Source organism: Plesiomonas sp. (assembly GCF_051650925.1).
Lineage (GTDB): Bacteria > Pseudomonadota > Gammaproteobacteria > Enterobacterales > CAMTGL01 > Plesiomonas.
Genome location: NZ_JBOFRH010000253.1, coordinates 1 through 10,303, shown reverse-complemented (window position 1 = coordinate 10,303; position 10,303 = coordinate 1). Strand labels below are relative to the sequence as shown.

The following is a 10,303-nucleotide window of genomic DNA, read 5'->3' as shown; positions in this document are numbered from 1 at the left end:
GCTTGCTTTTGCAAGCGATCATCACCAATTGATTCAGCTGCATTCAGCGCTTCTTCAATATCGCCCACTTCCAGTGATTGATCTTTTTGCATGTAATATGCCCAAACACCGGCAAAACAATCGGCTTGCAGCTCCATTTTAACGGACAACTGATTCGCCTTCGCTTCACTCATACCCTTTTGTGCCCGACGGGTTTTCGCTTCAATACCCAGTTGTTGCTGCACATGGTGGCCGACTTCATGTGCCACCACATAGGCTTGGGCAAAATCTCCCGGCGCACCCAGTTTATTTTTGAGATCCTGATAAAAAGACAGGTCAATATAAACGGTTTTATCTGCCGGACAGTAAAATGGCCCCATCACCGCCTGCCCTGCACCACAGCCGGTACCTGTCATATTGCGGTACAACACCAAACGCGGTTGCTGGTATGTCTGGTTACTTTGCTGAAATAGCTGACCCCAAACATCTTCGGTTGAGGCCAAGACGACCGAGGTAAATTTAGCCAGCTCATCATCTGGCGTAGTTTTTTTCATCGGCTGAACCGAGCCTGAAGGTGGCAGAGGTGAAACCGGAATAGACTGCACATCATCAGCGGGCAACATGCCGGAAAGCCCATTTCCTGGGCCGAGTAATCCGGTTAAATCAACACCAAAAAACAGCCCGCCAATCACTATCAGTAAAATAATGATACGGCCTTTGCCACCACCAACAGGAAACCTTCCGCCCATACCACGGCCACCCATGCCATTACCGGCCGGATCATCTCTGCGGTCTTCTACATTTGAACTTTCTCGCTTATCACGCCAACGCATACAGCCTCCTGCGGCAGTTTTGCTGAGCTAAACAGCACAACATCGCCACCTATATACACTCTCATGCATACAGGGTAACGTCTCAACAACGTCACATCTACATACCCGCTATCAACAGGTTAAAGCGTAGGCATTTACGGCTATTTTTGCCTCTATTTTGTACTATTACATCTGTCACACTCTGTTTTAAACAACCACCGATACAGTCACTTCATAATAAATAATGAGTACAACCATCATTACAGCGGTGGGGCTCAAACATGGCAGACATAAAAATAAGATGAGATGAGATGAGATGAGATGAGATGAGATGAGAAAAAATAAGGCCCGAATCAATAAACTCAATGAATTAACTGTAAGTATCCTAAAAAGTGCTCACAAAACAGGATCAGGGCAAGTACCTTTCAGTATCTGCCCTGATCCCCCCTAAAAAAGACACGTAAACGATTGCTTTTCAGGGTAAAAAAAGCGGGTTACGCCAGCACAATACCTAAACGCTGAGCCACTTCTTCATACGCTTCAACCACACCACCTAAGCCCTGACGATAACGGTCTTTATCCAGCTTTTTCAGTGTGTCTTTATCCCACAAACGGCAACCATCTGGTGAGAACTCATCACCTAAAACGATCTCTCCATGGAACAGACCAAACTCCAGCTTGTAATCAACCAGAATCAAACCTGCATCGGCAAACAGCGCTTTTAGTACATCGTTAATCTGAAAACTCAGCATTTTCATGCGATCAAGATGCTCATCACTGACCCAACCAAATGAACGGCAGTGGTACTCATTGACCATAGGATCATGCAGCTCATCATTTTTCAGGAACATCTCAAAGGTTGGCGGAGTCAGCTCCATGCCCTCTTGCACACCTAAACGGCGTACCAGTGAACCTGCCGCACGGTTACGCACCACGCACTCAACCGGCACCATATCCAGTTTCTTCACCAAAGCTTCGGTATCAGAAAGCAGACGCTCCATCTGGGTTGGAATACCCGCTTCAGCCAGTTTGGTCATAATGAAATAGTTAAACTTGTTATTTACCATTCCCTTACGATCAAGCTGCTCAATACGCTGACCATCAAAAGCAGAGGTGTCATTACGGAACTCCAAAACCAGAAAGTCTGGATTTTCGGTGTTGTAAACGGTCTTTGCTTTACCACGATACAGTTCAGCTTGCTTCTGCATTGTTACTACTCCATGTCCATTTCAATGATTGAAGGTGGTTCAATAAGATCCAACACGGTATCAATGCCCCCGTTAGCGCAGTACAGCGTATCGCGGGCATACAATTTCAATAGTAAAATTCAAGAACAAAAAAGGGGCCTAAGCCCCTTTTGATAATAACGATTATGGATTTACACCATTGCCAAATGCAGCTTGCATCGCCGGCAGTAAGGCGTTGAAGGTGCTGTCAGACAGCGGCTTGCCATCGGCATCCGTCAGTGCCACTGTGGTGCGGTTGCCCAAATCACCGACTTGCAGCTTATAAGCACTGCGCGACAGTTCAGGGTCGGTTGCGCCCAGCGCTTTCCAGCCTTCATCACCGATATTTTTATACGATAATGTCAACTGACCTTGAGGACGGTTACGCTCATCAACGCTAAAGCCAATTTTTGCCAGTGCATCTGGCAAGCGCGCCCAAACACTGTCATATCCGGCACGGACGACATACACCGGTAAACCCGTATTGTCCTGTCCGGCAGCCACCGGCATACCACCACTCTGACCTGCTACACGAGCCGCTTCTTGTACTCGGCTCTGCTCATCCATACTCATCATAATACGGTTGAGCATCATTGCACTGTAGCGAGAACGGTCGGCTGCAACAGCAATACTCTGGCCAGTACTGTCTTGCAAATCTGTCAGACGGCTGATCAGCTGGGTATTATAGCCTTCACCTTTCACACTAATCTGGTAACGGGCACGCACAGTTTCACTGTCAGAGCCTTGCATCCAGCTCACCCAATCTGTGGTGAGTGTCATATCTGCCGGAGTCTGTGCAGCAATAGTGATTTTCTCACGTTGCAGCGTATTGAGCAGATTGCCCCACAAACTGGCCGCAGAATATACGCGTGATTCAAGCACCGCGACGGCAGTATCACCATCAAGCTGGGTGCGTGCACCATTGAGCAATGGCATCACCTGTACAGGCGGGCGAATATCAATTTGCTTGCCTACTGCGCCTTGCGTAGCAGCCGGAATCAAATAATCATTCGAGGCCAACGGAGCCGAAACACCTGCTGGCCACACCAGCGTATCGGAAGCGGGGATATTCAGATAACTGTCGTTACCATTTACTTCACGTTTATAACGGCCACCGTCAGATGAACAGGCGGTTAACGCCATCACCAACGATAACCCGAGCACACTTTTCACTGACAGTGTATTTTTCAGCACCGCAGTGCCCTTAAACAAGTGAGCCATTCCAACTCCCAAAAATTAGAGTAAACCTGCCGCAGACAGTGCCTGTTCAACACGCGGCGTTGCAGCATCACTCAACGGCAACAGTGGCAAGCGTAACATGTTACCACTCATCATACCTAAACGATAACAAGCCCACTTCACCGGAATCGGGTTGGACTCAATAAACAGCTCATGATGCAACGGCATCAGTTTTTCATTAATTGCCTGTGCAGCAGTAAAATCACCGGCCAATGCCAATTCACACATTTTACTCATGTCGGCAGCCGCAATGTTGGCGGTCACCGAAATCACGCCACAACCGCCTTCGCGGATAAAATCGAGTGCTGATGCATCATCACCACTGAGCAAAGCAAAGTCAGGGCCAGTTAGCGCATGAATTTGTTTAACCCGCGCGATATCACCGGTCGCTTCTTTTAGTGCCACAATATTGGGGATCTGAGCCAGACGCGCAACCGTTTCTGGCAACAAGTCGCACCCAGTACGGCCCGGTACATTATAAAGAATTTGCGGCAAGTCTGTCTGCTCTGCAATGGCTTTATAATGACGGAATAACCCCTCTTGGGTTGGCTTATTATAGTATGGCGTAACACTTAAGCAGCCGACGACACCGGTATCGTTAAACATTTTCGTCAGTGTAATCGCTTCTGCAGTGGCATTTGCGCCTGTGCCTGCGAGCACGGGAATACGCCCATTGGCATACTCTAGCGTTTTCAGGACGACCTTAATATGCTCTTCCACACTCAAGGTTGCTGATTCACCGGTGGTTCCCATAGCAACAATTGCATTTGTGCCACTGCTGACATGATACTCCACCAACTTTTTCAGGCTTGCATAATCAACCTCTCCGGCCTGATCCAGTGGCGTTACTAGTGCTACAATGCTTCCTGAAAACATCTGATTTTCCCCCTTGAGTTTTGACTGATCATGGTACTTTTTACTGGCGCACAAATGCAAGCAACACAACACCAATCTCGTTGCGTTTTGCCCCGCAGAAACGAAAAATTTTGTGTTACCATGCAATAATCAACTCTTTCAGGGGGAATTCTCGTGCAGGAACCTCAAGCACATTATTTGGTTCTCACTGCTGTCGGCGCTGATCGGCCGGGCATTGTGAACACCATCACCCGGCATGTCAGCAGTTGCGATTGCAATATAGAAGACAGCCGGCTTGCGCTGCTCGGTGGTGAGTTCACCTTCATTATGCTGCTCTCTGGTAGCTGGAATGCGATTGCACGCATTGAATCTACTTTGCCGTTAGCCGGTGCGGAACTTGATTTGATGATCGTGATGAAGCGAACTGAATGCAATCCAAAACCACCTTATCCGGCCACCGTCTGGGTACAAATTGATGTTGATGACTCCGCGCACATCATCGAAAAGTTCACTGACTTTTTTGCCTCACGTCAGCTAGATATTGCCGAGTTAGCCTCAAAAACCTTAGCACGCCCGCATGCTGCACCGTTGTTGAGTATTCAAATTGCAGCGCACAGCCACATTTCAGCCCCCAAACAGCAAACATTGATTGATGATTTTCACGCATTGTGTCAAAAATTAGGGGCTCAGGGCGCTATCAATGTGGTGGTTCACTCACAACCAGATACCACGCAACAAGCGCTGAACCGCTGAATTAATTAATTGATTATATTCATAAAAAAGTAAGTTGTTCGTCAGTTCACTTGATGACACCATAAAGAAAAATCCATCATCGCAGCAAGGATTATTACGTTATGCATACACTCAAGGTTGGCGATAAAGCCCCTGCATTTACTCTGCTTGATCAAGACAGTGAAGAGATTAGCCTGAGCGATTATCAAGGCGGAAAAGTACTGATCTACTTTTATCCCAAAGCGATGACGCCCGGCTGTACGGTACAGGCGTGTGGCTTGCGTGACAGTAGCAGTGAGCTAAAAGCCTACGGCGTTGATGTTCTCGGTATCAGTACGGATAAGCCGGAAAAACTATCGCGGTTTGCCGAAAAAGAGATGCTGAACTTCACGCTGTTATCGGATGAACAGCATCAGGTTGCTGAGCTGTTTGGTGTCTGGGGTGAGAAAAAGTTTATGGGCAAAGTGTATGATGGTATTCACCGCATCAGTTTTCTAATTGATGAAAACGGGGTCATCGCTCACGTGTTTGATAGCTTTAAAACCAAAGATCACCACGAGGCCGTACTCAGTTATCTTGCCACTGCGCAATAACCGGCTTCCCGCTAGATAAAACAAAAAAGGGCATGAGATGCCCTTTTTTTATTACCTGATTCAACATTATCCGCTTCAAAAAAGTGTTTATGCCACTTCCATCGGCGGCTCTTCTGCCGCAGGCCAGACATTAACCACAGCCTTAATAAGGGTAGCCAGCGGAATGGCGAAAAATACCCCCCAAAAACCCCAGAGCCCGCCAAAAACCAGCACGGAAATAATGATCATCAGCGGATGCAGGTTCACAGCTTCCGAGAACAGCACCGGCACCAGCACATTACCATCTAGCCCCTGAATCACCAGATATGCCACCAGCAAATACCAGTATTCGGTTGAAAGCCCCCATTGTGATAACGCCACCAGTGCCACCGGAATCGTCACCAATGCCGCACCAATATAGGGGATCAAGACCGATAGCCCGACCAGCACCGCCAACAGCAGTGGGTAATTCAAACCAAAGAAGATAAATGTCAGATAGGTGGCAATACCGACCACCATAATCTCTATCACTTTCCCACGAATGTAGTTGGTGATCTGCTGATTCATCTCGGTCCACACTTTGCCAACCAGATAGCGGTTTTTGGGCAGAAAACGCATCACGCCAGTAAACATCTGGGTTTTGTCTTTGAGCAGAAAAAATACCATCAAAGGAACAAGCACTAAATACACGGCCAGCGCGACAAGATTCACCAGTGAGGCCAATGACAACTTAAGCACCGATTCCCCTACCGCCAGAAACTTATCTTTCAAGCTGGAAGTCAGGGTATCAATCATCGAGTAATCAATATAATCAGGGTAGTGATCAGGCAGCGAACCTACATAGTCATGAAATTTATTCAAGATGGCCGGAATATCACGCGCTAAATTGGCACACTGTTGCCATAGGTTTGGCACCAATACCAGCAAAGAAACCAACATGATACCGACAAAAGCAGACATCACTACCGCAACCGAAGCGGTACGTGGCAGCCCTATTTTGACCAAACGGGTCACCGGCCACTCAAGCAGATAAGCCAGCACCAGTGCCACGAGTAGCGGAGTAATCAAGCTACTGAAAAAATACAGCGTGCCAAATCCAAGCAGTAAAATCAGTGCCAAACTGACCGCCTGCGGATCAGAAAAACGCTGACGATACCAACGTAACAAAACATCCAACATGAACAACAAACTCCTTGTGAACGCTCATGCCCGCTCAATTTCAACGACAACGGCCTGAGATTCATGGTAATGAGACACGCGCCAACCGGCAGCCTGTACCACACGGGTAATATCGGTAAGCTCTGCAGATCCCGCAAGGTGAAACTGCATATAACGGGCATCAGGGTGAGTTCGCAGGGCCGCTTTCACCTGCAAAAGCAATAATGGGCAACGCAGAGCGCGTAAATCAATCTGAATCATTTCCATAACATCTTGCTGACAGTGTAAGATGTGGCGATATTGTAAAGGAGAGCACCCATCAGCAGAAGAACTTCCCGTGCTGATCTGGGTCTACTGTAAACCAAGGATTGTATAAGAGAAGATCATGATGCACCGATTATCTCGCTCAGTGATTGCCACACTTCTCACCACGGCTATATTTAACAGCAGTGTTATGCTGCCGTCAGCTTACGCCGCTCTACCACAAACACTGCCGGGGTTAAGTACTGATCAGGCCATCAGCCAAGATCTGCCTGATATCGGCACCGCAGGTGGTAGTGTACTGAGTATCAACCAAGAACTCGAACTTGGCGATTTCTATCTGCGCCAGATGCGCGGCAGTGCACCACTGATTTACGATCCGCTCCTGAACAGCTATCTAAGTAATCTTGGCGAGCGCTTGGTCAAACAAGCTGACTCCGTACGCACACCGTTTAACTTTTTGCTCATCCGTAACAACAACCTAAATGCGTTTGCCTTTTTTGGCGGCAATGTTGTTTTGCACTCCAGTTTGATTTTAACGGCTGATAATGAAAGTGAACTGGCCTCTGTCATGGCCCATGAGATTTCACATGTGACCCAACGCCATTTGGCGCGTGCGATGGAAGAGCAACAGCGTTCCGCTCCAGTAACTTGGGCGGCGGCAATTGGCTCAATGCTGCTGGCGATGGCCAACCCGCAAATGGGCATGGCAGCCCTGAGCAGTACCCTTGCCGGCTCACAGCAAAACATGATCTCTTTTACACAAGGCAATGAACAAGAAGCTGATCGTATCGGTATCGCCCTGCTATCACGGGCCGGTTTTGACCCGCAAGGCTCACCCACTTTTCTCGAAAAACTGGCTGCACAGTACCGCTATGCCAGCAAACCACCTGAAATTTTACTGACTCACCCCTTGCCGGAAAGCCGTCTGGCCGAAGCGCAAACCCGTGCTAGCAGTATGCCACAGCGCCATCCGGCGCTCTCACTTGATTTTCAACTGGCCAAAATTCGTCTTCTGGGTATGTACGGCAGTGGTGATCGGGTACTGTCAAACGCCATGCTTGATCAACAACTCAAGCAGGGCAATGCACAGGAAAAAACAGCCGCACAATATGGCAAGGCTCTACTCAGTTATCAAAACCGTAAATTCGATCAAGCCAGAAGCGCGCTGCAACCGTTACTCAGCCAGCAACCGAATAATCTGTGGTATATCGATCTAATGACCGATATTGATATCGAGCAAAAGCGCAGTGCCGATGCCGTCAGCCGTTTACAAAAAGCCCTGCAAGCCCAGCCGCACAGCGCCGTATTACAGCTTAATCTGGCCAATACGTACCTGAAAGCAGGCCGCAGTCAGGAAGCCGTTCGCTTGCTAGAACGCTACACCTTTGCCAACCCGACAGATATGAATGCGTGGGGCCTCTCTGCCGAAGTGTATGCCAGCTTAAATCAGCGAGATGCCGAACTGGCTGCCCGAGCAGAAAACAGTGCATTACAAGGCAATTTTGAAGAGGCGATTAGCCTGCTCTCATCGGCCAGTAAAATGGTGGCACTCAACAGCCTCAAACAGGCACGCTATGATGCTCGTATAGATCAGTTACGCCAACTGCAAAGCCGCTACAGCAAGTTCAAATCATAAAATAGGAAGCCGTTGCCGCCGCTTAATGTGCGGCAACGGGTTGATAACAACAGGATGTTTGTATGCCGCACCGCACCCGCACTTCCTCACCACTGAACACTATCGCACCGAGTTCTATAACATCAACATCAGCAATTGCAGTAGTTCCCATGGCTGCCGATACTGCCCGCTTTTGGCAAGCATCTCGCCTATTTTGGCTTGGCTTATTTGCTTGGCAAATATTGTGGCATGCCCTGTTATCTCCTCATCCGCACGTTGCCCCGTGGGCGGTGACACTCGGCTGGAGTATTCCGCTGCTGTTTCCGTTAAAAGGCATTATGCAGGGAAAGGCGTACACACACGCATGGGCTAACTTCGTGCTGATGCTTTACTTTATTCATGCGCTGACGATTATCAGTATTGATGAGGGCGAACGGCTGTTTGGTATCATCGAGCTACTGTTAACCAGTGGCAGCTTCTGTTTTAATCTGCTGTTTGCCCGCAAGCGCGGTAAAGAGCAGGGCTTAAAGTTAAAGAAAAAGCAGGGCTAACGCTACATACTGAGCATCAAATTCGGGGCAGAAGCATGAAAAAAATCTGTAACCCGAATAAGTTCGGGCAACATGCACAACGTCGGGCAGCATTACGCTATAAAGACAAGATCTCTTTGACGAAAGGAATGGTCAGCTTACGTTGTGCCACCATAGAGGCATGATCAAGCGTATCTAACGTATCAAATAACGTACGCATATCACGGCTCAACCGCTTAAGCAGAAAACGCCCGACATCTTCAGGCATCTCAAACCCGCGCAATTTTGCCCGAGATTGCAATGCCTGTAGTTTGTCTTCATCGGCCAACGGAAATAGCTTGTAGATCTGCCCCCAATCTAAGCGCGAAGCCAGATCAGGTAATGTCAGCTGCAACTGACGAGGCGCTTGATCACCTGCGATCAGCAAACGCGTCTGCCCCTGCTCTCTGATCCGGTTATACAGATCAAAAATAGCCAACTCCCATTCAGGATCATCAGCGATCAGCTCAATATTATCGATACAAACCAGAGCCAGATGCTCCATACCCTCGAGCACATCAGGGCCAAAATAGGCACGTTTATCCAGAGGAACGTATCCTACCGCCTGATTTTGCTGCGATAGCTCGGCACACGCCGCGTGCAACAAATGGCTGCGCCCCGCGCCTTTACGCGCCCAAAAATAGAGGTATCCCCCACTTTCGGCACTGATCAGTGCTTGGATCGCATCCAGTAATTGCTGGTTTTTTCCCGGATAAAAACTAGAGAACGTTTCATCATCAGGAAGATTTATCGGTAACGACAACTGAGCCGGTGTATTCAGATCCACTCGAGTCCACTCTTAGCTAAGACTGTTGCCAAGTCTACCATGTTCACCGCAACGAGAGAACCAACCTAAAGATCTGTTACGATCCCCATTGATATTTTAGTACTTTTCTCTGCGTTGTGTTGCCAGAATCCATTTTAAATGATCCGCTAGCCGCCAATTCACGCTCAGCATCGGTCAGTGCCCCTTTGAGTTGCACATGATATTCAACCTCACTGCCTGCAAGCCCAATCATCTGAACATCACCAAAGGCCTTGATCTGTGCCAACGCTTTGCCGGTATTAACCAGCTGATCCGGCGTAGTGATCCCCGCCACCACCACGGCATACTGATTTTCTGCCAGCGGCGTAGAGGGGTAATTCATACTCGGTAATATTGCCGAAGGGGTTGGCACTGATGGCGTGGTGGTTTTGGCCGTTCCCGCATAACCGCCAACCGTTGCAACATCAGGCACTGCCGCTATCGCATCTCCCTGAGGTGCAAATGCCGCTGCCGACG

12 protein-coding genes are annotated in these 10,303 nt (G+C 48.6%); 4 read left to right on the top strand and 8 right to left on the bottom strand.

Features of this window, described 5'->3' with window-relative positions:
• From ypfJ to dapA, 4 genes are all read right to left on the bottom strand, one after another.
• Positions 1–812: KPN_02809 family neutral zinc metallopeptidase (gene ypfJ / locus ACRC27_RS06095; RefSeq protein ID WP_438639424.1), on the bottom strand; the 812-nt coding region annotated here is incomplete at its 3' end.
• 473 nt (positions 813–1,285) lie between these two features.
• Positions 1,286–1,999: a phosphoribosylaminoimidazolesuccinocarboxamide synthase gene (gene purC / locus ACRC27_RS06090; RefSeq protein WP_438622825.1), complete on the bottom strand. Its 714-nt coding sequence runs from the start codon at positions 1,997–1,999 to the stop codon at positions 1,286–1,288.
• Positions 2,000–2,161: 162 nt separating this feature from the next.
• Positions 2,162–3,238, bottom strand: a complete 1,077-nt coding sequence (gene bamC, locus ACRC27_RS06085) for an outer membrane protein assembly factor BamC (protein ID WP_438622824.1) — start codon at positions 3,236–3,238, stop codon at positions 2,162–2,164.
• A 15-nt stretch (positions 3,239–3,253) separates the two neighbouring features.
• Complete coding sequence (gene dapA / locus ACRC27_RS06080) at positions 3,254–4,132, bottom strand: 4-hydroxy-tetrahydrodipicolinate synthase (protein WP_438622823.1); 879 nt, start codon at positions 4,130–4,132, stop codon at positions 3,254–3,256.
• Positions 4,133–4,285: 153 nt separating this feature from the next.
• Here dapA and ACRC27_RS06075 point away from each other — a divergent pair, with 153 nt between their 5' ends.
• Both ACRC27_RS06075 and bcp read left to right on the top strand, forming a co-directional pair.
• Positions 4,286–4,864, top strand: coding sequence for a glycine cleavage system transcriptional repressor (locus ACRC27_RS06075; protein WP_438622822.1), 579 nt, complete (start codon positions 4,286–4,288; stop codon positions 4,862–4,864).
• A 101-nt stretch (positions 4,865–4,965) separates the two neighbouring features.
• Positions 4,966–5,436 carry a thioredoxin-dependent thiol peroxidase gene (bcp, locus tag ACRC27_RS06070; RefSeq protein ID WP_438629839.1) on the top strand — a complete coding sequence of 157 codons (471 nt, stop codon included), beginning with the start codon at positions 4,966–4,968 and terminating at the stop codon, positions 5,434–5,436.
• An 87-nt stretch (positions 5,437–5,523) separates the two neighbouring features.
• Here the strand turns inward: bcp and ACRC27_RS06065 are convergent, their stop codons facing one another.
• Entirely contained in the window at positions 5,524–6,594 is a 1,071-nt protein-coding gene (locus tag ACRC27_RS06065) for an AI-2E family transporter (RefSeq protein WP_438622820.1), read from the bottom strand.
• A 24-nt stretch (positions 6,595–6,618) separates the two neighbouring features.
• Complete coding sequence (locus tag ACRC27_RS06060; protein ID WP_438622819.1) at positions 6,619–6,840, bottom strand: hypothetical protein; 222 nt, start codon at positions 6,838–6,840, stop codon at positions 6,619–6,621.
• A gap of 118 nt (positions 6,841–6,958) precedes the next feature.
• Here ACRC27_RS06060 and ACRC27_RS06055 point away from each other — a divergent pair, with 118 nt between their 5' ends.
• Together ACRC27_RS06055 and ACRC27_RS06050 are read left to right on the top strand one after the other, a co-directional pair.
• Positions 6,959–8,473 carry a beta-barrel assembly-enhancing protease gene (locus ACRC27_RS06055; RefSeq protein ID WP_438629841.1) on the top strand — a complete coding sequence of 505 codons (1,515 nt, stop codon included), beginning with the start codon at positions 6,959–6,961 and terminating at the stop codon, positions 8,471–8,473.
• A gap of 62 nt (positions 8,474–8,535) precedes the next feature.
• Positions 8,536–9,003 (top strand): DUF2069 domain-containing protein, encoded by a 468-nt coding sequence (locus ACRC27_RS06050; protein ID WP_438622817.1) that lies wholly within the window; start codon positions 8,536–8,538, stop codon positions 9,001–9,003.
• A gap of 97 nt (positions 9,004–9,100) precedes the next feature.
• On the opposite strand, the gene hda is transcribed toward ACRC27_RS06050, so the two are convergent.
• Both hda and ACRC27_RS06040 read right to left on the bottom strand, forming a co-directional pair.
• A complete protein-coding gene (hda, locus tag ACRC27_RS06045) occupies positions 9,101–9,802 on the bottom strand; it encodes a DnaA inactivator Hda (RefSeq protein ID WP_438622853.1) in 702 nt (233 codons plus the stop codon).
• 82 nt (positions 9,803–9,884) lie between these two features.
• Positions 9,885–10,303 (bottom strand): hypothetical protein (locus ACRC27_RS06040; protein WP_438639423.1); only part of this gene is annotated, 419 nt, incomplete at its 5' end.

Bases quoted from the DNA above. Each gene is read 5' to 3' on its own strand.
- purC (WP_438622825.1), bottom strand. From the start codon at position 1,999: ATGCAGAAGCAAGCTGAACTGTATCGTGGTAAAGCAAAGACCGTTTAC.
- ACRC27_RS06050 (WP_438622817.1), top strand. From the start codon at position 8,536: ATGCCGCACCGCACCCGCACTTCCTCACCACTGAACACTATCGCACCG.
- bamC (WP_438622824.1), bottom strand. From the start codon at position 3,238: ATGGCTCACTTGTTTAAGGGCACTGCGGTGCTGAAAAATACACTGTCA.
- bcp (WP_438629839.1), top strand. From the start codon at position 4,966: ATGCATACACTCAAGGTTGGCGATAAAGCCCCTGCATTTACTCTGCTT.
- dapA (WP_438622823.1), bottom strand. From the start codon at position 4,132: ATGTTTTCAGGAAGCATTGTAGCACTAGTAACGCCACTGGATCAGGCC.
- ACRC27_RS06065 (WP_438622820.1), bottom strand. From the start codon at position 6,594: ATGTTGGATGTTTTGTTACGTTGGTATCGTCAGCGTTTTTCTGATCCG.
- ACRC27_RS06060 (WP_438622819.1), bottom strand. From the start codon at position 6,840: ATGGAAATGATTCAGATTGATTTACGCGCTCTGCGTTGCCCATTATTG.
- ACRC27_RS06055 (WP_438629841.1), top strand. From the start codon at position 6,959: ATGATGCACCGATTATCTCGCTCAGTGATTGCCACACTTCTCACCACG.